The following is a 23,074-nucleotide window of genomic DNA, read 5'->3' on the forward strand; positions in this document are numbered from 1 at the left end:
CGGACTACTTCCCGCTGGTGCTGATCCTGTCCATCGCCCTGTCGGGCATCTACACGGCCGCCGCCGCCCATGCCTCGGCCGCCGCCGCGTCCCCCGAGACGGGGGGCGAAGACCGCATCCGTCGGCGAGACGACTGGAAAACCAAGGCTGGCCAGGGCTTCTTCATGGCTTATGGTCGGCGCGCAACGAGTGGGGAGCCCCATGGTCTCTTTGCAGTCCGCCACGGCCCTGCCGACGGTTGGCGCCTGACACGGCGCCACGGTGATGCCAGCCCGGGCCAAGGCCTCCCGGGCGGGTTTTTCGCAGATCCCCGTAAGAACCCGGTTCACCCCGAGTCCGGCCAGAAAGTCCACGGATCGTCCTGCCGCGCTGGACCGCAGACCGGCGCAGGGATTTGCCCACGCGCTGCAGCGGGCGCTTTCGGTGTCGAAGACGCAAAAATACGGGCAGCGTCCGAAATCGGGATCAAACGGGGCGTCGGCGTCGGCGCCTGCGGCGCTAATGGCGATGACCATGGCGAATCCTTTTTGCCCGAGGGGCGTTTTTCGATCCGGTCAGAGAGGCGGGGGGCTTCACCCGTCTGCGTGATCCCGGGGCGCAGCGAAGGTCTTGGGGACATATCCCTGGGGCAGATGCGCCGTTCCAAGGACACAGGGGAGGCCGGTCTCCCGGGCGACACGTTGCGCCAGTTCGTCCAGGCGGTCGCAAAATCCCCCGCCCGAAACCCATGCGCCGCCCTCCCGGCGGGCGAAGGCGCAGGTGCACCAGGAAATGACCTCCGCTCCCTTGGCTTTGAGGATTTTGGCCATGTCGGCGATGTGGTCGCCAGGGCACCGGCAGGTGAAAATGCCGATGAGTTCTGGCTGCGCCATGTCGGCAAAACCCTGTGCGGCGTTGTCGAGGCTTGTCAGACAGCCGGTGAGCGGACAGCGGGTCTCGTTTTTCTCGCAGCGAATGAGTCCGATTTTGGTCATGGGGCGTCTCCTGCGTGTTCGATGATCATTCCGGCGGCCAAGGGAATGACCGGGCCGGGGAAATGTTCGTGCAAAAGGGCGGTGGCCGCCTCGCCCGTGCAGTGCCCGGGGCACAGGGCCCACACCCCGTGGCCGGTCAGGGCGTCCAGGGCGTCGAGGATCGTCTGGCGATCCTCCCCGGCCAGGTGCAGGCCGCCGAGAACCAGGCTGATCGGGCCGTCGCCGAAGTGTTCCCGTACGGCGTCCAGGGTGTTGGCGATTCCGCTGTGGCAGCAGCCGAGAATGACGGTGAGCGTTTCCCCCTGCCGGTGGACCAGGCAAGCGTCGTCCGGGATGATGTCCGGCCACTGCCCGTCGGCGTCGAGGAACATGCCGCTTATGGCCTGCCGGTTGCCGCGTTTGCGCGGGATGGACGCCAGGAGGTGCAAACCGGCGTCGAGCCGGGCCAGGGAATGGGCCACGCGCAAGGGGCGGCCCGTCAAAAGATGCGGGGGGCAGTGGCAGCCGATGTCGCAGGCGAATGCGGAGTCCGCGCGCCGGTAGTGGGGGATGGCGAAGGCGGGGTGAGCCACAATTTCGCCCCGGAAGCCGGGCCGCCGCAGCAGGTATTCCAGCCCCCCGGCGTGGTCGTAATGTCCGTGGCTTAAGGCCACGCCCCGGGCCGTCTCCGGAAAAATCCCCAGCCGCCGGGCGTTTTCGAGGAAAATCCCACCCTGGCCGGTGTCCCACAGCCACAGGCCGCCGTCCGGCAACACGATTCCCAGGCTCAGGCCGTGTTCGGCGCAAAAACCGGGCCGGGCCGCGTTGTCCGCCAGGACGGCGATGCAAAGTCCCGGGGATGACGCGGGCAGGCGGTCGTGAAGGATCGGATGGGCGCCCATGGGTTAGCTGAAGATGTCCGAGGGGGCGAAGGGGTGGGCCCCGAGGACCACGGGAACGCCGCTTTTGACCTGGATTTTGGTCATGATGTCGTCCGCATAGGGACAGTGGTCGCCGATGCAGGGCGCAATATGCACCACCGTGGGCTTTTCGCCCATGGGGGCGTTCCAGAGCTTGACCTGGGCCAGGCGGGTGACGATCACCGATCCGGGACAGCCGCCGCAACTCAGAAGGCCGATGACCTCGGCCTCCTTATACCCCGCAAACAGCCCCAGCCGCCGGTTGAAGGCCACCAGGCAACGCGAACACCCGATGCAGACGTCGCCCATGGCCTTCTGGCAGCCGACGATCAGAATCTTGTCCATGGAATCCTCCAGGTTCGTTCATGCCTGGCGAGCCGACGGCGATCCCGGGCGCCGACCCGGTCACGGCTCACCGCCATGTAGGGCGGGAAGAACACGCGCCTGAGGCTTCCGGCGTCGTCGCCGGGGACGCCGCGCCCTGCCGCCCTGACAGCAAGGGGAACTTTGCATGAATTGTTCCCCGCGTGGATACGCTTTTTTTTCAAGTGGTTATCCACCGATTGCCATGTCCCGATCCTCGCGATGATGGCGCTTTTTTCGCCCGACGCCCTGGTTGGCGGGCGTTTTTTTATCCCGCAACCGGGAGAGAGAGGGAGCTCCCCCATGTTGGCCAATGCCCCGTTGACCAGGAAAATCCCGCCATTTACCGGGCTGCTTCCGGCCATGGACGGCAATGGGGCCCATCCCCTGGCGGGAGACCCCGTAAGCGGCGTCAAAACGCCCATAAACGGGCGACCGGCGTTCGTCGCCCAATACCTCGGCGGGGTTTCCGTTGCCGGAAGGGTTTGCGCCGTTTGCCGAAAAAGAGATGCCCGGCCGCGCGGGCCGCTTCATGGTGGCGACCTGGAAGACGCATGGGCCGGTTGGCCCGGGCCCTTCTGACGAAAGATCCGAAACACGCCAAGGAGGCATCCCATGGAGACCAATGGACACATGCAGCACGGCACCCCGGCGGGCGACACGGCAAAGGCCGACAACGACGCCAAGATGCGTCGCTACTGGCAGCGCAACCTGAGATACATGGTGGTGCTCCTGGGTATTTGGTTCGTAGCCGGGTACGTCCTGAGCATTTTCTTCGTCAATCAGTTAAACGCCATCCATTTCGGCGGGTTCCCCCTGGGCTTCTGGTTCGCCCAGCAGGGCGCCATGTACGTCTTCGTCGGGCTGATCCTGGCGTATTTTCTGCTCATGGACCGTCTGGACAAGGAATTCGACGTCCACGAATAACCCGCGCCGCCCAAAGGAGACGCATATGTCGATCATGACCTGGACCTACATCATCGTGGGGTTGTCCTTCACCCTGTACCTGAGCATCGCCTGGATGAGCCGGGTGAAGGACACCAAGGGATTCTACGTGGCCGGCGGCAACGTGCCGGCCCTGGCCAACGGTATGGCCACCGGCGCGGACTGGATGAGCGCGGCGTCGTTTATCTCCATGTCCGGCATCATTTCGTTTATGGGCTACGCCGGGTGCATGTACCTCATGGGCTGGACTGGCGGGTACGTGCTTTTGGCCCTGCTTCTGGCCCCGTATCTGCGCAAATTCGGCAAGTTCACGGTGCCGGATTTCGTGGGCGACCGGTATTATTCCAAGGCAGCCCGCACCGTGGCCCTGATCTGCGCCATCTTCGTCTCCCTGACCTACGTGGCCGGGCAGATGCGCGGCGTGGGCATCGTGTTCTCGCGCTTTCTGGAAGTGGACGTGAATACCGGCGTGTATATCGGCATGGCCATCGTGTTCTTTTATGCGGCGCTTGGCGGCATGAAGGGCATCACCTGGACCCAGGTGGCCCAGTACGGCGTGCTCATCTTCGCCTTCCTGGTCCCGGCCGTGGCCATTTCGCTTAAAATCACCGGCAATCCCATCCCCCAGCTCGGCCTCGGCGGCAGCATCGTCGAGGGCAAGTACGCCGGACAGTTCCTTTTGACCGCGCTTGACAACATCGGCACGGACCTGGGGTTTGCGGCCTACACCACGGGATTCACCGGACCCGGGGCCAAATCCATGCTTGACGTGCTGGCCATCACCATGTGCCTGATGGTGGGCACGGCCGGGCTTCCCCACGTGATCGTGCGTTTCTACACCGTGCCAAGCGTGCGTGCGGCCCGCATCTCGGCCTTTTACGCCCTGCTTTTCATCTCCATCCTCTATACCACCGCCCCGGCCGTGGCCGCCTTCGCCCGCTACAACATGATCGATTCGTTGAACGGCGTGGCCTACAAGAGCGCCCCGTCCTGGTTCACCAACTGGCAAAAAACCGGGCTTTTGGCCTGGGTGGACAAAAACGGCGACGGCATCATCAACTACAGCTACGGCCCGGCCTTCACCGGCAAGCTGGCCTTCACCGGCCAGGACGGGCAGTACGGCCAGCCGCTGATCAAAAACGAGCCCACGACCAACAAGAACGAACTCTACGTGGACAACGACATCATGGTGCTGGCCAACCCCGAAATCGCCAACCTCCCGGCCTGGGTCGTGGCCCTTGTGGCGGCAGGCGGTCTGGCGGCGGCCCTGTCCACGGCCTCGGGCCTGCTCTTGGTCATCTCCTCAAGCATCTCCCACGATCTCTACTTCCGCATGATCAACCCCCAGGCCTCGGAAAAGACGCAACTTCTGCTGGGCCGGATCATGATCGGCGTGGCCGTGTGCGTGGCCGGATACTTCGGCGTGAACCCGCCGGGGTTCGTGGCCCAGGTGGTGGCCCTGGCCTTCGGATTGGCCTCGTCGTCCTTTTTCCCGATCATCGTGCTGGGCATCTTCTGGAAGCGCACCAGCCGGGAAGGGGCCATCGCCGGAATGGTCGCGGGCATGGGATTCACCCTGCTCTACATCATCCAGACCAAGTTCATGGGCATGGCCCCCTGGTTTCTGGGCATAAGCCCCGAGGGCATCGGCACCGTGGGCATGATCATCAACTTCATCGCCACCGTGGCCGTGACCATGATGACCCCGCCGCCGCCCGCGCACATCCAGGATCTGGTGGAAAACGTGCGCGTCCCCAGGGGCGCGGGCCAGGCGGCTGCGGCGCACTAACGGCGCAACCCGATATTCGGAAGAAACGGAACCATGCGGGGAGGGAGGCCTTTGGCCTCACTCCCCGACGGTTCCCGGCCAAGGACTGCCGGGGCGCGGCCCCACCCCTTACGCCAGGGCAGGACACCGGCGCGGCCCCGGTCACCACCGGCCGCCAATTTTTCAGTTCGACTTCCCCGGTTTGGAAAAAAGGGCTATCAGGCAGCATGGTGGAAAAGGACAACCTCCCCTCCGAAAGCAGGCAGAGCGGCCTGCCCCAGGGCGACCGGCCGGGCGGCGGGACGGCCCGGACCTGTCCCTTTTCGCCAGGCGTGTGGGCGATCTCGCCACCTTTGCGCCCATCGTGGCCCCGCCGGGCCTGCCCATCCGGGACGCGGCCCGGGCCATGCTCAAGGAAGGGGTGGGCTCCCTGCTGGTGGGCCAGGACTCGGGGGATATCCTGGGCATCGTCACCGACAAGGATCTGCGCAAGGCCGTGGCCCTGGGCCGGGATCTGGAATCCGGGGTCAAGACCATCATGTCCAGTCCGGTGGCGGAAATCGCCGGAAGCGAGGCCTGCTTCGACGCCCTGCTCAAGATGATGGCCCACAAGGTCCACCATCTGGCCGTGACCGGCCCAGGCGGAACGAAAGGCGTGGTCACGGCCCACGACATCCTGCTTGTGCAGGGCACGTCCCCCCTGTCCCTTTTCCGTGAAATCCAGTCCCAGCGGGATTTCGCCGGGCTCTATCCCCTTTTGGCCAAGGCCCCCCGGGTGATCCGGGCGCTTTTGGACAACGGGGCCCGGGCCGGGCACATCACCCGCCTGATCACCGTGGTCAACGACCACATCCTGCACAAGATCATCGAGCTGGTGCATCGGGAGATCGGCCCGCCGCCCACGGCCTATTGTTGGATCTCCATGGGCAGCGAGGGCCGCCGGGAACAGACCTTCGCCACGGACCAGGACAACGCCCTGGTCTATGCCGACAGCCCCGACGAACCCGTGCGGCGCGCGGCGGCGGTCTTTTTCCAGGCCATGGCCGAGCGCGTGGTGGGGCATCTGGAAAAGGCCGGATTCCCCCGCTGCAAGGGAGACATGATGGCCTCAAACCCGGCCTGGCGCAAAGGCCTGGCCGCCTGGAAGGACACCTTCGACGCCTGGATCGCCGTCCCCGAGCCCCTGGAGGTGTTGCACTCCACCATCTTTTTTGATTTTCGCGGCGTGGCCGGTCGCACGGAACTCGCCGACGAGCTGCGCGCCCATGTGGCCCGGCGCGCGGCCGAAAGCGGCATCTTCCTGCGCTTCCTGGCTGCGGACTGCCAGGTCACCCGGGCCCCCCTGACCCTTTTTCGCGGCCTGGCCGTGGAGAGAAGCGGGGAGCATAAAAACACCCTGGACCTGAAACAACGCGGCCTGGTGCCGTTTCAGGATTTCGCCCGGGTGCTGGCCCTGGTCCACGGCGTGGTGGAGACGGGCACCTTGCAGCGGGTGGAGACCCTGGCCAGGCAGGGCCACATTCCCACGCATCTCGGCCGGGAGGCGACCCAGGCCTTTGAGTTTCTGCTTTCGGTCAAGCTCGCCCATCAGCTTTCCCAGGTGGAGCGGGGCCTGCCCCCGGACAACCACATCGATCCCCGGCAGCTTTCGGACATGGACAAGGGGGCCCTGCGCGACGCCTTCGGGGTCATCGGCTCCATGCAGTCCTTTCTCAAAGACATGTTCCACCTTGCAACCGGCTGACGGAGCCCCCATGAAGCCCTTTTTCGCCCTCCTGGCCGTCCTGTACCTGCCCACCCTGGCCAACGCCGGGATCGGCATCCTGGCCGTCCCCACCGCCTTGGCCCTGGTCAAGAACGTGGGGGACATCGTGCTTTTCGGGCTGTGCCTGCGCACGGCCTTCGACCTGGCCTACGGCCGGGCCTGGCTTGACTCGGCGGGCTGCCGACTCCTGTACCGGGCCGTCGGCGCCCTCGGCGTCTACGCCGTCATCCTGGCGGCCACGGACACCCCCTACGGCCCGCCGGGGATGTTCGGGCCGGGGCTGGTCCATGCCGCCATGGTGTTTATCCCCTATGTCCTTTTCATCGTGCCCGTGGTGCTTCAGGAAAAGCGGCTGCGGGAGGCGGCCGGAGACGTCACGGGGCCGCACGGCGCCCGGGGGCGGTAAATTGAAACACATAACGCCGTTTCGCTGAGGGACCGGCCTTTTTTAAGCGTCAAGCGCAATGGGCGCGAACAGCCTTCTGGCGAGGCAATGCGGTCATTGGCGGCCTCTTGCGGCCCGGGCATGGCCGGAAACCGTCTCCCATTCCTGGCGGTTGAATCGGGCATGGGATGATGCGGGGGCGTTGCGGACAAGGCGGATGTCGGAAAGTGGGGGTGACGCCCCGGAGCGGCACGCTCTTGCCTCGCGGTATATCTTTATGGATATGGGCCAAGGAGGGAGGACATCCCCGCACGGGGATGGTTATTCAAGAAATGCTTGTGCATGGGAAACAACTTGCGGTATGTGAGCGCGATTGTCGCCGCATGGGCGCCCATTTTCGTCTCTTTCAAGTTTTTCCGCCGACATGGAGGAATAGCGATGTACGTTGGCCTTAAAATGCTCAAAGACTTCAAGAAGGTCACTCCACTCACGCCAGTCCTGGATGCCGACAAACTGTTAAGGGATAGCGATCTGTGGATGCTTCTCGTGGTGGATGAGAACAAGAATCTTGTAGGGTACGTGCGCAAGGAGGACATCGCCCTGGCCCTGCCCTCCATCATGACCACCCTGGACAAGCACGAGGCCCTGTATCTTTTGTCCAAGCTCACGGTGAAAAAGATCATGCGCAAGGACATCACCACCGTGCACCCGGAGATGGAGATCGAGCAGGCCGCAGAGATCATGCATCAGAAAAACCTGGCCGGGCTGGCCGTGCTCAACGAGCAGGGCAAGCTCGTAGGCTACATCAACCGTTCGGTCATGCTCGACGTGTTGGTGGAGGAGATGGGCCTCAAACAGGGCGGGTCGCGCATCGTCTTCGAGGTTGAGGACCGCACGGGCGTTTTGCACGAGGTCTCGGGCATCATCAAGGATCTGGGGGTGAGCATCATCGCCACCGGCACCTTCTATCATGAGAATCGCCGGATGGTGGTCATCCGGCTGGCCGTGGACGACCCCTGCCTGGTGGCCGGGGCCATCGAGCGCAAGGGATACCGGCTGGTGTCCGCAGCGGATTTTGAAAGCGAGTGGATGCCCTGATGGCCTTTCTCGACGTGACGGACGTGACCCTGACCTTCCGGGGGCTGGCGGCCCTGACCGGCGTCGGCTTTTCCGTGGAAAAGGGTGGCATCGTCTCGCTTATCGGCCCCAACGGCGCGGGCAAGACCAGCATGCTCAACTGCATAAGCGGTCGCTACGTCCCGGACTCCGGGGCCATCTCCCTGGGCGGGGCCGACCTTCTGGCCGTGCCCTCCCATGCCCGCACAAAGCTCGGGCTGTCGCGCACCTTCCAGAACATCGCCCTGTTTCGCGGCCTGTCGGTCCTGGACAACCTCATGGTCGGCCGCCACGCCCGCATGGACTATGGGATTTTGGCCTCCATCCTCTACCTGGGCAAGGCCCGCCGGGCTGAGGACACCCACCGCCGCCGGGTGGAGGATGTCATCGATTTCCTGGGGCTGTCGCCCTACCGCCACCAAGCGGCCGGAAGGCTGCCCTATGGCGTGCAAAAGCGCGTGGAGTTGGGGAGGGCCCTGGCCGCCGAATCCGACCTGATCCTTCTCGACGAACCTATGGCCGGCATGAACCTGGAAGAGACCGAGGACATGGCCCGCTACATCCTGGACATCAACGAGGAGTGGGGCATGAGCGTGCTTTTGGTGGAGCACGACATGGGCGTGGTCATGGACATCTCCGACAAGGTGGTGGTGCTGGATTTCGGCCGGGTGCTGGCCGAAGGATCGCCGAAGGAGGTCATGGCCGACGCGGACGTGGTGGCCGCCTATCTGGGCGGCGACGACGGGGTGTTTCTCGGCCGCTAGAGTCCATTTTTCGAACATCGAACCCACAACATTCTGGATGGCGCGATGGGCGAGGCCCCAAAAACGTATCTCGACACCCTGCCCGGCCTGCTGTGCAAAAACACCCGGGCCCATGGGAAAAAGACCGCCCTGCGGGAGAAGCAGTGGGGCGTGTGGCAGCGTTTTTCCTGGAACGACTACCTCGCCGCCGCCGCTGAATTCGCCGGGGGCCTGAAAAAAATGGGATTTGGCCGGGGGGACATCGTCATCCTCATCGGCGACAACCGACCCGAATGGCTGTTTGCCGAGCTGGCCATCCAGGCCCTGGGCGGCATGGCCCTGGGCCTGTACCAGGACGCCCCGGCCGAGGAGATCGCCTACATCCTGGAATTGTCCGAGGCCCGGCTGGTGGTGGCCGAGGACCAGGAGCAGGTGGACAAGATGCTGTCCCTGCGCCAGGGGCTGCCGCAGTTGGCGCATATCGTGTACCACGACCCCAAGGGGCTGGCCGGGGTGGACGAGCCGGGGCTTGTGAGCTTCGAGGCCGTGCGCGACATGGGACGGGATCTGGCCGGGCAGTTCCCCGACTGGGTGGCGGCCCTGTCCCCCGACGACCCGGCCCTGATCGCCACCACCTCCGGCACCACCGGGCGGCCCAAGCTGGCCATGCTCTCTCACAAAAATCTCCTGGCCATGGCCCACAACCTGGGGCTGGTGGACGAGCGGCGTCCGTCCGACGAGTTCGTCTCCTTTTTGCCCCTGGCCTGGATGGGCGAGCAGATGATGGCCGTGGCCTCGGCCCTGTTGTTCGGCTTCACCGTGAATTTCCCGGAGGAGCCGGACACGGTGCAGGACAACATCCGCGAGATCGGCCCCAACGTCATCTTCTCCCCGCCCCGGGTGTGGGAGAATCTGGCCGCCCGGGTCCGGGTCAAGATCATGGAGACCACGCGGCTCAAGCGCTTTCTGTACGACCTGTTCCTGCCCGTGGGCATCCGCCTGGCCGATGCCCGGTTCGAGGGGAAAAAGCCGGGCCTTGGCCTGCGTCTGGCCTACGGCGTGGCCTGGTTCTGCCTGTTTCGGGCCCTGAAGGACCGCCTGGGGTTTTCCAACGTGCGCTCGGCCAGCACCGGCGGCGCGGCTCTTGGTCCCGACGCCTTCCGCTTCTTCCACGCCATCGGCGTCAACTTAAAGCAGATCTACGGTCAGACGGAAATCTCCGGCATCTCCTGCATCCACCGCGACGGGGCCGTGGACTTCACCTCCGTGGGCCAGCCCATCCCGGACACCGAGCTGACCATCGCCGAGGACGGCGAGATCCTGTCCAGGAGCCCCTCGGTGTTTTTGGGCTATTATAAAAACCCGGAGGCCACGGCCGAGACCCTGACCGATGACGGCCGCCTGCGCTCGGGCGACGCGGGCTATTTCGACGACCAGGGGCGGCTGGTGGTCATCGACCGGGTCAAGGACGTCATGACCCTCAACGGCGGCTTCAAGTTTTCGCCCCAGTTCATGGAGAACAAGCTCAAGTTCTCGCCCTACATCCGGGAGGCCGTGGTCTTCGGGCACGACCGCGACCATCTGGCGGCCATCGTGTGCATCGACGCCGAGATCGTGGGCCGTTGGGCCGAATCCAAGGCCCTGACCTACACCACCTACCAGGATCTGTCCGCCAAACCCGAGGTCTACGCCCTGGTCAAGGCCGAGATCGCGGGCATCAACGCCAAGCTCGCCCCCCAGATGCGGGTGGCGCGCTTCGTTTTGCTGTTCAAGGAACTCGACGCCGACGACGGGGAACTCACCCGCACCCGCAAGGTGCGGCGCAAGGTGGTCTCCGACCGCTACGGGAAGCTCATCGAGGCCCTGTATTCCCCGGTATGCAGCATGAACCTGCGGGCCGAGATCACCTACCAGGACGCCAGCGTCCGGGAGATGTGCGGGGAGCTTCGGCTGGAAGACGTGGAGGCCCGGACGGCCGCGTAAGGCGCGCGGCGGGCCGGAAGCAGAGGGAGATCGCGTGGAATATTATCTGCAATTGTTTATTTCGGGGCTCGTGGTCGGCAGCATCTACAGCCTGGTGGCCCTGGGATTCGTCATCATCTACAAGGCCACCAAGGTGGTCAACTTCGCCCAGGGCGAACTGGTCATGGTCGGGGCCTACGTCTGCTTCGCGCTCACGGTCCAGGCCAAGTTGCCGTTTCTGGCGGCCTTTTTCATGACCCTGGCCTTTTCCTTCGTGTTGGGCATCGTCATCGAGCGCCTGATCCTGCGGCCCATGATCGGCGAGCCCATCATCAGCGTGATCATGGTCACCATCGGCCTGTCGTCGGTGCTCAAGTCCCTGGTGCAGCTTTTCTGGGGCACCCAGATCCAGGTCTTCCCGCCGGTTCTGCCCCAGGAGCCGGTGATGATCGCCGGGTTGCCCGTGGCCCCGGTCTATCTGGCGGCCTTCGCCCTGTCCGTGATCCTCTTTTTGATCTTCTCGGCCTTTTTCAAATATTCCCGGCTGGGCATCAGCATGCGGGCCACGGCCTTCGACCAGCAGGCCGCCGCCAGCATGGGCATCGGCATCAAAAACATCTTCGCCCTGTCCTGGTGCATCGCGGCCATGGTCTCCTCCATCGGCGGGGTGATCCTGGGCAACATCAACGGCATCAACGCCCAGCTCGGGCACCTGGGCCTGAAGGTCTTCCCGGCCGTGATCCTGGGCGGGCTGGACAGCCTGCTTGGCGCGGCGCTGGGCGGACTCATCGTGGGCGTTTTGGAAAACGTCTGCGACGGCGCGGCCAAGGAATTTTTGGGCCTTGGAGGATTCAAGGACGTGGCCGCCTTCATCCTTTTGGTGGTCATCCTCATGATCAAACCCTACGGGCTGTTCGGGGCCCGGGAAATCGAGCGGGTGTAGCGCATGCACGGACAATGCGGACTGTTTTTTCGGACCTACGCGGGCGAGGCCCGCATCTTCCCCAGCCGGTTTCTCATGGTGTCCATGGGGCTTTTCGGGGCGGCCCTGTGTCTGGCCCCCCTGGCCATGAACAACTATCTGGTCTCGATCCTGTGCCTGATCAACATCGCCGTGATCGGGGCCGTGTCGCTCAACCTCCTGACCGGCTTCTGCGGGCAGATATCGCTCGGGCACGGGGCCTTTTTCGGGGTGGGGGCCTATGCCGCCGCCTATCTGGCCAGCCTGGGGCTGCCGTTTCTGGCCGTCCTGCCTGCGGCCGGGCTGGTCACGGCTGCGGTGGGCATGTTCTTCGGCCTGCCGTCGCTTCGCTTAAAGGGCATCTATCTGGCCATCGCCACCCTGGCCGCCCAGCTCATCCTCGAATACGTCTTCCTGCACTGGGACGCGGTCACCGGGGGATCGAGCGGCATGGCCGTGGACCCGCCCCAGGTGCTCGGGTTCGCCTTCGATTCCGACGTGAAGATGTTCTACCTGACCCTGGCCGTGGCCGCCCTCTGCGTCCTCGTCGTGCGCAACATCGTGCGCACCCGCCTGGGCCGGGCCTTCGTGGCCATCCGCGACCACCATCTCTCGGCCGAAATCGTGGGCGTGGACCTGTTCGCCTACAAGCTGCGGGCGTTTGGCGTCAGTTCCTTCCTGGCCGGGGTGGGCGGGGCCTTGTGGGCCTACTACACCATGTACATCACCCCGGAGCAGTTCGGCATCGGACTGTCCGTCAGCTATCTGGCCATGATCATCATCGGCGGCCTGGGTAGCGTGCTGGGCGGGGTGTTCGGGGCGGTGTTCATCACCATCCTGCCGGAGTTCCTCAATTTCGTCGCCCAGCATGCCGGGGCCCTGTTCACGGACATAAGCGGCGCGCTTCTGGCCATGAAGGAAGGGGTCTTCGGGCTGGTGCTGGTGCTGTTCCTCATCTTCGAGCCCGAGGGGCTGGCCCATCGCTGGCGGCTCATCAAGGCCTATTGGAAGCTGTATCCGTTTGCCCATTAGCCGGTCACGGGGCTCGGGCCGGGCCGACGCGGGGCGCGTTGCGCCGGAGTTGTCGGCCCCCCCGCAGGGGAAGGCGGCAGCCAGATCGCAGGGAAACCGTTTAACCAAGGAGGGTGTTATGCACCGCATGGCGAAATATCTGGCCTGGTCCCTGGCCTGTGTCCTGGTCCTGGCCACGACGGCGTTTGCCGAAGACGCCATCACCATCGGGCTGTTGTCCGATCTCTCCGGCCCGACCTCGGCCGTGGGCGCGCCCTATTCCGAGGGCGTCAAGGACGGCGCCAAATACATCAACGAAAATGGCGGCATCGCCGGGAAAAAGATCAATCTCGTGGAGGTGGACTACGCCTACAACGCCCAGCAGGCCCTGGCCGCCTACAAGCGGTTCATCTCCCAGGACAAGATCGTGGCCCTGCAGGGCTGGGGCACCCAGGACACCGAGGCCCTGACCAAGTTCGTGGGCAAGGACCGGATTCCCACCCTGTCGGCCTCCTATTCCGCCCACCTCACGGACCCGGAAAAGGCCCCCTACAACTTCTTCGTGGCCGCCGACTACACCACCCAGATCCGGGCCACGCTCAAGTACTTCAAGGACAACTGGAAAAAGCCCGAGGCCCCCAAGGTGGCCTTCGTCTACCCCGACCATCCCTACGGCCTGGCCCCCATCGCCGGGGCCAAGGAATACGCCAAGGAGCTGGGGTTTGAGATCGTGGGCGACGAAAACGTGGCCCTAAACGCCATGGACGCCATGGCCCAGATGCTGCGTCTGCAAAAGCTGGCCCCGGACTACGTGTGGATCGGCGGCACCACCCCTTCGGCGGCCATCATCATGAAGGACGCCCAGAAGCTGGGATTTTCCACCACCTTTTTCTGCAACATCTGGGGCGTGGACGAAAGTCTGGTGAAGCTGGCCGGGGACGCCGCCAACGGCGCCTATTCCCTCCAGACCGCCGTGGTCTACGGCCAGAAGGTTCCGGGCATGGCCGTCATCGAGAAGATGACCGGGGGGACGCCCAAGATGACCCACTACATCCGGGGCTTCGCCTCCATGCTGGTCATGGCCGAGGGCCTGAAAATCGCCGCCGCCAAGGGCGAACTGACCGGCCCGGCCATCAAGGAGGCCCTGGAGACCCTGCGCGACTTCGATCCCATGGGGTTGACCCCGCCCATCAGCTTCTTTCCGAACGATCATCGCCCCAACATGTCGGTCTTCATCTACAAGGTCGAGGACGGCAAGATGGTGGAAGTGGCCAAGGAAAGCCTGGAGAGAAAGGCCGAATGGCTGGGGAAATAAACGCCGTGGACATGCTGACCGTCGAGAACCTGGAAGTCGTCTACAACGACGTGGTGCTGACGCTCAAGGGCCTGTCCCTTTGCGCCGAGCAGGGCCGGATCACGGCCCTGCTCGGGGCCAACGGGGCCGGCAAGTCCACCACGCTCAAGGCCATCTCCGGGCTTTTGGCCGGGGAAGACGGGGAGATCACCGACGGCCGCATCCTCTACGACGGCAAGGCCATAAACCGCCTGCCTCCGGAAAAAATCGTGCGCCTGGGCGTCTTCCAGGTCATGGAGGGCCGCCGGGTCTTCGAGGACATGTCCGTGGAGGACAACCTGCGCTGCGGCGGGGTGACCCGCCCGGTCCGGGAGTTTCGGGACAGCGTGGAGCGGGTCTACGGCTATTTCCCGCGCCTTAAGGAGCGGCGGCAACAATTGGCCGGATACATGTCCGGCGGCGAACAGCAGATGCTGGCCATCGGGCGGGCGCTTATGGCCAGGCCCCGGCTCCTGCTTCTGGACGAGCCGTCCCTGGGGCTGGCCCCTCTTTTGGTGGAGGAGATCTTCGACATCATCCGCCGCGTCAACAGCGAGGAGGGCGTGTCCATCCTTTTGGTGGAGCAGAACGCCCGGGCCGCCCTAAGCGTCGCCGATGTGGGGTTTATCATGGAGAACGGGCGGATCGTGCTCGAAGGGGCCAGCGCCGAACTGGCCAGCAACCCCGACGTGCAGGAATTCTACCTGGGCATGGGCAGCGGCGGCGAAAAAAGACGCTACCGCGACGTCAAACACTACCGGCGCCGGAAACGCTGGTTGGGGTAGTGTTGCGTCCCTTGAAAAAAAGTCAGTATTTTTTTTAAATAAGCAAGTAGTCCAATACGTTGAATGCGTTCTTCGAGTGCGCTGATTTCGAGGAGGCGACCCGGGGCGGCCTCGCCGCCGGGCGCAAAACCACCACGAATGGGCCACCTTCGAAAGGCGCAAGGGGTCATGACATGGACCGCACGCAAGGCACATTCCCGTTTTTCAGCCCCCTGGAATCCGCCCCCCCGGCCGAGGCCGCAGCCGCCAAGCTGGCCCGGCTGCGCGAGATCGTGTCCCTGGCCTTTGCCGGCTGCCGGGAGTTTCGGGATCGCATGGAGGGGGCGGGGCTTGTCCCGGACGACGTCGTCACCTTCGAGGATTTCGCGCGCATCCCGGTTTTGCGCAAAAAAGAGCTCCTCGCCCTGCAAGGCGGCGGCCCGGGCCTGGAGGCCCTCTTGCCCCATGGCATCGGGGGGCTGCGGCGCATCTACCAGTCCCCCGGGCCGATCTACGACCCCGAGGGCCCCGGCCCGGACTATTGGGGCTTCGCCGAGGCCTTCGCCGCCGCCGGATTTGCCGCGGGCGACCTGGTGCAGATGACGTTCAGCTACCATCTGACCCCGGCCGGGCTTATGCTCGAAGAGCCGCTTCTGGAGCTGGGGTGTACGGTCATCCCGGCCGGTCCCGGCAATACCGACGTGCAGATCGAGCTTTTGACGCGGCTTCCGGTCACCGGGTTCGTGGGTATGACCAGCTACCTGGACGTCATCGCCGACAAGGCCCGGGCCCGCGGCCTCGACCTCAAAAAGGATTTCAAGCTGCGGACGGCCTTCGTGGCCGCCGAGCGGCTGCCCGAGAGCCTGCGCAAAAAGGTCCAGGAGGCCTTCGGCATGACCGTGCGCCAGGGCTACGGCACGGCCGACGTGGGCTGCATCGCCTACGAATGCCGGGAACTGTCCGGCATGCACGTCACCTCCCGGGGACATGTGGAGATCTGCGAGCCTGGCACGGGGCGGCCCTTGCCCGTGGGCGAGGTGGGGGAGGTGGTGTTCACGCCGTTTTCGGCGGCCTATCCGCTCATCCGGCTGGCCACGGGCGATCTGTCCCGACATGTGTCCGAGCCCTGCGCCTGCGGCCGGACGTCGGCGCGCCTGGCCGGCATCCTGGGCCGGGTGGACGACACGGCCAAGGTCAAGGGGCAGTTCATCTATCCGTCCCAGGCGGCGGAGGTGGCGGCGGGGTTTGCCTGCATCACGGCCTGGCAGATCGTGGTCGCAAACCCCGGCGGCAAGGATGCGATCGAATTTGTGGCCTGCTGCGACGGTCCCGACGGTCCCTTGGACGTGGAGCGGTTTACGGCCGCCTTCCAGGCCCGGCTCAAGCTGCGGCCCAAGGTGACGGTGCTGCCTGCGGGCGAGCGGCTGCCCGACGATTCGCCGCGTCTGGTGGACCGACGCGGATTCGACTGATTCCCCTGTCCCTGCCCCGCGCTCAGGTGAAGATACGGTGACGCGGGGCAGGGACATCTTGACTTCATCCCGGCCCAGGTGCTTAGTCTCTTTTCCATGGAACGGCCTTTGCGTCCCTGTGGTGGGCCGCCCCTGGCGCACAGCTGCGCCACGGCGCAGGGGACGCTGCCTTCATACCACATGGCGATGTCTCCATTTTGCCTGTCCTGGCGCGTTTCCCGAAGTTCCGATGTGTTGGCGTGACGTCCGATCAGGCGCGTCCTTGGCGTGCGATCCCTGTCGAAGATACGCAAGGAGAATCGATGGCGCGACTGGCGATGGCCCTGGCGGCGGCCCTGGTCTGGACGATCTTCGCCGTTGCGCCGACCCGGGCGGCCGAGATCCGGGCCTATGGCGATTTCCGCGTCCACGGCAACTTTTTCCAGAATCAGAATTTCACCGGGTGGAACGGCGCCGGAACCCAGACCGAAGACCCCGTGGTCTTTTTTCAGCGTCTGCGGCTGCATTTCGATCTTCCCGCGTCGGATGCCCTCTCCTTCCGCCTGGGGCTGCGGCTGAACAACGAAATCTGGGGCCAGGGCCCCCTGGCGGCGGACAGTTCGGTTCCGGACATTGAGCCGTATCAGGCCTATCTCCAGTTCGCCGTGCCGGACACGGACCTGCGCCTGACCGCAGGCTATCAACCCCTGTCCATGCCGCACACGCCGGTCTTTTACGACTCCGTGGTCCTCTCCACGGATTCCGGCAACAGCGACACCGCCGCCGTGGTCCTGTCCGGCCCCCTGGCGGCGGACATCCTGTCGGGAACCCTGGGGTACGGGAGGCTGGTGGACGCCAACGGCCCCTTCGACACCGCCACCACCCAGACCGGGGACGAATTCGATCTTTTTTTCGCCACGCTGGACCTGACCCTGCCCGGGGTGAAGATCAGCCCCTTCGGCATGGTCGGGGTTCTGGGGCGGGGCGCCTCCCTGGGGGGCATGGGAGACACCTTGCTCTCCGCCGGCCCCTTCCTGCCCGGGGGGGGCTTCGCCCACAACCAGAACCCGGCTGTGTGGACCGGGGCGGCGGTGATCGTGGACGCCCTGGCCCCAGTCAAACTGTACGCCGACGTGGCCTTTGGCGACGTGGCGTTCACGGATCGGGCCATCAACCGGCGCTCGGGCTGGTTTGTGGACGCGGCTCTGGAATACGGCGGATGGACCTTTGCGACGCCCCAGGTGTTCGGCTGGTGGGGGAGCGGGGAGGACGCCAGCCTGACCAACGGCTCCGAGCGGCTGCCGTCCATCGACTCCTCCTGGGGCCCCATCTGCTCCTTCCTCTTCGACGCCGACCAGGAGCTTCACGACACCAACATGGACGTCAATCCCCAGGGGAGCATGGGCCTGTCCTTCGGGCTCAACCAGATCAGCCTGATACCGGATCTGACGTCTTTGGCCGGGGTCACCGTGGCCGCCGGGACCAGTTCTCCGGCCGGGCTGCGCAAGGCCGTGGCCGCTGCCGGAGGCCCCGGGGCCTATGTCCAGATGGGCAATGACCTGGCCCAGGGCGAAACCCTGCTGTCGGCCTATTTCAACCATTCCTACGCCGTCACCCAGGCCCTGGACCTGGTGCTGGAGACGGGCTGGGCCAGGGGCTACGGCTTCCACACAAGCATCTGGGGACGGCGCATGGTGGACAAGGCCGGAGACGTTTTCCAGGGCGGACTGGGTTTTATTTATCATTTCTGATCGTGCGCCGCAGGGGCGTGTTCATCGGATTGCGGCAAAACCTCGTACCAAGGGAGAGACCATGCGCAGCGACCGGAAAAGGAACGGACGAATCCTGACGGCGCTTCTTGCGGCCATGTTATGCATCGCCTTCGCCCCGGGCATCGGTCCGGGCGTGGGGGCGGCCGCCGACGCCCCGGCCGGGTTGCCCACGGTGGTGGTGGTCACCACCGGCGGCACCATCGCCGAGAAAACCGACCCGAAGACCGGCGGCGCGGTCCCGGCCGTGTCCGGGGCCGACCTGCTGGCCGCCGTGCCGGGTCTGGCCGCCGTGGCCAAAATCGAGGTGGTCGCCTATTCCAACATCGACAGCTCCCAGATGTCTCCCGAACGCTGGGCGGGCCTGAGCCGGGCCGTGGGGCAGGCCCTGGCCCGGCCCGAGGTGGCCGGTGTGGTGGTGACCCACGGCACGGACACTATGGCCGAAGGGTCGTATTTCCTCGACCTGACGCTTCCCGGCGACAAGCCGGTGGTCTTCACCGGGGCCATGAACGACGCCTCAAGCCCGTTTCCCGACGGTCCCGGAAACCTGTTCAACGCCGTGACCCAGGTCTGCGCGCCCCAGGCCAAGAACTGGGGCGTCACCGTCACCTTGAATGGCTACGTCAACGCCGCCCGGACGGTTCGCAAGACCCAGACCACCAACGTGCAGACCTTCGAATCCGGGGAGGAAGGGTACCTGGGCTACATCACCGGGGGAAAGGTCACCCGGTTCAACGACGCCGACGACCGCCGCACCCTGCCCCTGCCCGAAACCCTGCCCAAGGTCGCCTTTGTGTCCACCTTCGCCGGGGACGACGGCAGCCTGGTGCGCCATGCCGTGGACGACGGGGCCACGGGGCTGGTGGTCGAGGGCGTGGGGGCGGGCAACGTGAACGAGGCCGTGTATGGGGCCATCACCTACGCCCTGTCCAAGGGCGTGGTGACCGTGATCTCCACCCGGGTGCCCAACGGGGCCGTGGAGCCGGTCTACGGCGACGCGGGCGGCGGCCTGACCCTGCAAAACCACGGCTGCATCCTGGCCGGGGATCTCGACGGCCAGAAGGCCCGGCTGCTGCTCATGCTGGGGATCGGCGAGTTCGGCCCGGACGCGGCCAAGCTCAAGACCCTTTTCTAACGCCTCCCGCCGCTCGTCGGCAGGAAAGGCTGCGGCGGACACGCCACGGAAACCAGGCAGGCAACCTGTAACCCGGCCCACGATATGGAGGCGCCACATGCAGGACGGACAGCGCGACGAGGAAAAACGCTACGAAAGCCTGAGCCCCTTCGAGCTCAAGAACAAGCTGGCCGATCTGGCCCAGACCCATCATGAAAAACTGATGATCAACGCCGGACGCGGCAACCCCAACTGGATCGCCACCACCCCCCGGGAGGGATTTTTTCTCTTCGGGCAATTCGCCCTGCGCGAGGCCCACCGGGTCATGAGCCGCCCGGGCATGGCCGGTTCCCCGGACGGCGCGGGCAGCGGGGCCCGGCTTCTGTCCTTTTGCGAATCCCACGGCGAACACGGCGGGGCCCAGTTTCTGGCCGACGCCTACGCCTACGCGACCACGGCCCTGGGCCTTAACGGCGACGCCTTCGTGGGCGAGATGACCGACGCCATCCTGGGCGACCATTATCCCACCCCGGATCGGGTGTTGCCGCTGACGGAGAAGATCGTCCGGGCCTACCTGGCCGAAACCATGTTTGACGGCCGTCCGCCCGCAGGGACCATGGATCTGTTCCTGGTGGAGGGCGGCACGGCGGCCATCAGCTACCTGTTCAATACGCTCAAGGAAAACGGCCTGCTCAATCCCGGGGACAAACTGGCCATCGCCACCCCCATCTTTTCGCCGTACCTGGAGATTCCCCCCCTGGCCGACTACGAACTGGTCAGCGTGGACGTGGCCATGGACGAGGATGCGGGCTGGCAGTTCCCGGACGCGGAGCTGGCCAAGCTGCGCGACCCGGCTGTCAAGGCCTTTTTCCTGGTCAATCCCTCCAACCCGCCGTCGGTCAGCCTGACCGAGGCCTCCCTGCAGGTCATCGCCGATCTGGTGCGCACGGAGAGAAAAGACCTCATCATCCTCACCGACGACGTCTACGGAACCTTTGTCAACGGATTCCGCTCCCTGGCGGCCATCGCCCCGCGCAACACCATCCTGGTCTATTCCTTCTCCAAGTACTTCGGCTGCACGGGATGGCGGCTGGGCGTGATCGGGCTGTACCAGGACAACGTCATCGACGAGATGATCGCCGCCCTGCCCAAGGACCGGCGGCGGGGGCTCCACAACCGCTACGTCTCCATCACCACCGATCCGGACGGGTTGAAAATCATCGACCGCCTGGTGGCCGACAGCCGGGCCGTGGCCCTCAACCACACCGCTGGACTGTCCACGCCCCAGCAGGCCATGATGGTCTTTTTCTCTCTGGCCGAACTTCTGGACACCGAGTTTCATCTCTACAAAAAAGAGGCCCAGGGGCTGGTGAAGGAACGCTACGACGCCCTGTATGCGGGCATGGGGCTCAAGGCCCCGGACCTCGACGCCTCCTATGCCCGTTATTACACCACCATCGACATCCACAAGCTGGCTGCCGAACGCTACGGGGCCGAGTTCGACGCCTGGCTGCGGGACAGCCACGAGCCCATCGATTTCGTGTGGCGGCTGGCCCAGGACAAGGACGTGGTGCTCATGGACGGCGGCGGCTTCGCCGGGCCGAACATGTCCGTGCGGGTCTCCCAGGCCAACCTGGACACCGGGGAATACGTAAAAATCGGCAAGGCCATAAGCGAGCTTTTGGAGGATTACAAAAAGGAGTGGGACGCACGCCCCGCCTGATCGCGCCTCGGATGGAACGCGGCCGACGGGTTCGCACCGTGCGGCGCGGCTGAAATATCCGGAGAAACCGGGCGGGAGGGCGGCGGCCATGACGAAGGCCCTGCCGCCCCGGCCCGGGGATGTCCGCTTCTGGCGCCGGGGCCGGGGCGAAAACGCCTGCTGGCCGCCGGGGCGCAGCGAAAAGACTCAAAGGAACGCAAAACGGCGTTGCGCCGGGAGCAACGCCAAAGGGGCAGGCCATGGCGGAATGGATCGTGACCACGTTGCGGCAGCATGCCGAACTGGCGATTTTTCTGACCCTTGGGGTCGGGTATTGGATCGGCGGCCTCAAATTCAAGAACTTCAGCCTGGGGGCGGTGACCGGGGTTCTGCTGACCGGGGTTTTGGTCGGCCAGTTGGACATCGCCGTCTCCGACAACGTGAAATCCGTCTTTTTCATCCTGTTCCTTTTCGCCATCGGCTATGGCGTGGGGCCGCAGTTCGTGCGCGGCCTAGCCTCCGACGGCGGCCCCCAGGCCCTTTTCGCCGTGGTGATCTGCCTTTTGTGCCTGGGCGTGACCTTTGCGGCCATCAAGCTCGGCGGCTTCGACCTGGGCTTCGGGGCCGGGCTGTTCGCCGGGGCCCAGACCATCTCGGCGGCCATCGGCCTGTCCACCGACGCCATCGGCAAGCTTGGGCTGCCACCGGACAAGGCCGGGGCCATGCTCAAGGAGATTCCGGTGGCCTACGCCGTGTGCTATTTTTTCGGCACCCTGGGCACCGGCTGGATTTTGGCCTTCCTCGGCCCGAAGCTGATCGGCGTCGATCTTCCTCAGGCCTGCAAGGACTACGAGGCCAAAATGTCGGCCGGAACGCCCTCCGGCGGCATCCATACCGCCTGGCATTCCATCGACGTCCGGGCCTTCCGCATTGAGAAGGGCGCCGCCCTGGACGGCAAGACCGTGGCCGAGGCGGAGTCCGGGCCGCCGCAGTCGCGGATTTACCTGGAGCGCCTGCGCCGGGACGGCCGGATCATGGACTTCGCCCCCGAGACCGTGCTTCAGGCCGGGGACGCCGTGGCCGTGTCCGGGCATCACGAGACCCTGGCCGGGACCATGGAGAAACTGGCCGTGGAGGTGGAGGACCGCGAACTGCTGTCCATTCCCATGGAGTCGCTGGATCTGGTGGTCACCAAAAAAAGCGTCAACGGCCGGACCCTGCTTGATCTGTCCAAGGAGCCCTTCGCCCGGGGGGTGTTTTTGAAGAAGCTGACCCGGGGCGCGGCGGGCGTGTCCATTCCCCTTCTGGCCCAGACCAAGATCTATCGCGGGGACATCCTGCGGATCAGCGGCGCCACCGGCCATCTGGACCGGCTGGCGGCGAACCTGGGCTACGAGGATCGGCCGTCGAACCTGACCGACATGGTGTTCGTGGGGCTGGCCATCGCCCTGGGCGGCATCCTGGGCTCGGTCACCGTCCCGGTCTCGGGCATCCCGCTGACCCTGTCCTCGTCCGGCGGGGCGTTGATCCTGGGGCTGGTCGCGGGGTGGCTGCGCTCCGTGCATCCCACCTTCGGCCGCATTCCGGCCCCGTCGCTCTGGTTTATGAATTCCGTGGGGCTTAACACCTTTATCGCCGTGGTGGGCATCTCGTCCGGGCCGGAATTCATCTCCGGGCTCAAGGTCGCGGGGTGGGGGCTTTTTTTCTGGGGGGCCGCAGCCACGGCCGTGCCCATGCTCATGGCCCCGCTTATCGCCAAGCATGTCTTCAAGATCGACCCGGCCATCAACCTCGGGTGCTGCGGCGGGGCGCGCACCAGCACGGCCTCGGTGGGCATGGTCGCGGATGCGGCCAAAAGCAACATCCCCATGCTCGGCTATACGGTGCCCTACGCGGTCAGCAACACCCTTTTGACCATGTGGGGGCTGGTGATCGTCCTTCTCTTGAGGGGATGACCGTCCCCGGCCGTGGCCGCGCCGGGCAGCGGCGGCAGGCCGCCCCATACCAAAAAAGCCCCCGGAACCGCGGTTCCGGGGGCTTTTTGCG

20 protein-coding genes are annotated in these 23,074 nt (G+C 65.3%); 16 read left to right on the plus strand and 4 right to left on the minus strand.

Annotated elements, in window-relative coordinates; translation table 11 throughout:
* From V3572_RS02520 to V3572_RS02535, 4 genes are all read right to left on the minus strand, one after another.
* A partial coding sequence (locus tag V3572_RS02520; protein ID WP_332109397.1) for a NifB/NifX family molybdenum-iron cluster-binding protein occupies nucleotides 1-515 on the minus strand: 515 nt, incomplete at its 3' end.
* A 57-nt stretch (nucleotides 516-572) separates the two neighbouring features.
* On the minus strand, nucleotides 573-974 hold the full coding sequence (locus tag V3572_RS02525; RefSeq protein ID WP_332109398.1) for a CGGC domain-containing protein: 402 nt from the start codon (nucleotides 972-974) through the stop codon (nucleotides 573-575).
* Complete coding sequence (locus tag V3572_RS02530; protein ID WP_332109399.1) at nucleotides 971-1,855, minus strand: MBL fold metallo-hydrolase; 885 nt, start codon at nucleotides 1,853-1,855, stop codon at nucleotides 971-973. The genes V3572_RS02525 and V3572_RS02530 overlap by 4 nt, the downstream gene beginning before the upstream one ends.
* A 3-nt stretch (nucleotides 1,856-1,858) precedes the next feature.
* Complete coding sequence (locus V3572_RS02535; protein ID WP_332109400.1) at nucleotides 1,859-2,218, minus strand: CGGC domain-containing protein; 360 nt, start codon at nucleotides 2,216-2,218, stop codon at nucleotides 1,859-1,861.
* Between the two features lie 633 nt (nucleotides 2,219-2,851).
* On the opposite strand from V3572_RS02535, the gene V3572_RS02540 reads away from it, so the two are divergent.
* The 16 genes from V3572_RS02540 to aspT all read left to right on the plus strand — a co-directional run bounded on the left by V3572_RS02540 (nucleotide 2,852) and on the right by aspT (nucleotide 22,983).
* Nucleotides 2,852-3,163: a DUF4212 domain-containing protein gene (locus tag V3572_RS02540; RefSeq protein ID WP_332109401.1), complete on the plus strand. Its 312-nt coding sequence runs from the start codon at nucleotides 2,852-2,854 to the stop codon at nucleotides 3,161-3,163.
* A 25-nt stretch (nucleotides 3,164-3,188) separates the two neighbouring features.
* Nucleotides 3,189-4,970, plus strand: coding sequence for a sodium:solute symporter family protein (locus V3572_RS02545; protein WP_332109402.1), 1,782 nt, complete (start codon nucleotides 3,189-3,191; stop codon nucleotides 4,968-4,970).
* 313 nt (nucleotides 4,971-5,283) lie between these two features.
* On the plus strand, nucleotides 5,284-6,693 hold the full coding sequence (locus V3572_RS02550; protein WP_332109403.1) for a DUF294 nucleotidyltransferase-like domain-containing protein: 1,410 nt from the start codon (nucleotides 5,284-5,286) through the stop codon (nucleotides 6,691-6,693).
* 10 nt (nucleotides 6,694-6,703) lie between these two features.
* Nucleotides 6,704-7,120, plus strand: a complete 417-nt coding sequence (locus tag V3572_RS02555) for a hypothetical protein (RefSeq protein WP_332109404.1) — start codon at nucleotides 6,704-6,706, stop codon at nucleotides 7,118-7,120.
* A gap of 417 nt (nucleotides 7,121-7,537) precedes the next feature.
* On the plus strand, nucleotides 7,538-8,197 hold the full coding sequence (locus tag V3572_RS02560) for a CBS domain-containing protein (RefSeq protein ID WP_332109405.1): 660 nt from the start codon (nucleotides 7,538-7,540) through the stop codon (nucleotides 8,195-8,197).
* Nucleotides 8,197-8,979, plus strand: coding sequence for an ABC transporter ATP-binding protein (locus tag V3572_RS02565; protein ID WP_332109406.1), 783 nt, complete (start codon nucleotides 8,197-8,199; stop codon nucleotides 8,977-8,979). The genes V3572_RS02560 and V3572_RS02565 overlap by 1 nt, the downstream gene beginning before the upstream one ends.
* A gap of 45 nt (nucleotides 8,980-9,024) precedes the next feature.
* Nucleotides 9,025-10,941 carry an AMP-binding protein gene (locus V3572_RS02570; RefSeq protein WP_332109407.1) on the plus strand — a complete coding sequence of 639 codons (1,917 nt, stop codon included), beginning with the start codon at nucleotides 9,025-9,027 and terminating at the stop codon, nucleotides 10,939-10,941.
* 34 nt (nucleotides 10,942-10,975) lie between these two features.
* Nucleotides 10,976-11,863, plus strand: coding sequence for a branched-chain amino acid ABC transporter permease (locus V3572_RS02575; protein WP_332109408.1), 888 nt, complete (start codon nucleotides 10,976-10,978; stop codon nucleotides 11,861-11,863).
* A gap of 3 nt (nucleotides 11,864-11,866) precedes the next feature.
* Entirely contained in the window at nucleotides 11,867-12,913 is a 1,047-nt protein-coding gene (locus V3572_RS02580) for a branched-chain amino acid ABC transporter permease (RefSeq protein WP_332109409.1), read from the plus strand.
* Nucleotides 12,914-13,031: 118 nt separating this feature from the next.
* Complete coding sequence (locus tag V3572_RS02585) at nucleotides 13,032-14,207, plus strand: ABC transporter substrate-binding protein (protein ID WP_332109410.1); 1,176 nt, start codon at nucleotides 13,032-13,034, stop codon at nucleotides 14,205-14,207.
* On the plus strand, nucleotides 14,192-15,010 hold the full coding sequence (locus V3572_RS02590) for an ABC transporter ATP-binding protein (RefSeq protein ID WP_332109411.1): 819 nt from the start codon (nucleotides 14,192-14,194) through the stop codon (nucleotides 15,008-15,010). The genes V3572_RS02585 and V3572_RS02590 overlap by 16 nt, the downstream gene beginning before the upstream one ends.
* 173 nt (nucleotides 15,011-15,183) lie before the next feature.
* The gene (locus V3572_RS02595) at nucleotides 15,184-16,461 is read left to right on the plus strand and encodes a phenylacetate--CoA ligase family protein (RefSeq protein WP_332109412.1); all 1,278 of its coding nucleotides are present in this window, start codon (nucleotides 15,184-15,186) and stop codon (nucleotides 16,459-16,461) included.
* A gap of 302 nt (nucleotides 16,462-16,763) precedes the next feature.
* Entirely contained in the window at nucleotides 16,764-18,191 is a 1,428-nt protein-coding gene (locus V3572_RS02600; protein WP_332109413.1) for an outer membrane homotrimeric porin, read from the plus strand.
* Between the two features lie 61 nt (nucleotides 18,192-18,252).
* A complete protein-coding gene (locus tag V3572_RS02605) occupies nucleotides 18,253-19,347 on the plus strand; it encodes an asparaginase (protein ID WP_332109414.1) in 1,095 nt (364 codons plus the stop codon).
* Between the two features lie 97 nt (nucleotides 19,348-19,444).
* Nucleotides 19,445-21,049, plus strand: a complete 1,605-nt coding sequence (locus V3572_RS02610) for a bifunctional aspartate transaminase/aspartate 4-decarboxylase (protein WP_332109415.1) — start codon at nucleotides 19,445-19,447, stop codon at nucleotides 21,047-21,049.
* 239 nt (nucleotides 21,050-21,288) lie between these two features.
* Nucleotides 21,289-22,983 (plus strand): aspartate-alanine antiporter, encoded by a 1,695-nt coding sequence (gene aspT / locus V3572_RS02615; RefSeq protein WP_332109416.1) that lies wholly within the window; start codon nucleotides 21,289-21,291, stop codon nucleotides 22,981-22,983.
* The last annotated feature ends 91 nt before the right edge of the window (nucleotides 22,984-23,074 follow it).

Source organism: Desulfolutivibrio sp. (genome assembly GCF_036584575.1).
Lineage (GTDB): Bacteria > Desulfobacterota > Desulfovibrionia > Desulfovibrionales > Desulfovibrionaceae > Desulfolutivibrio.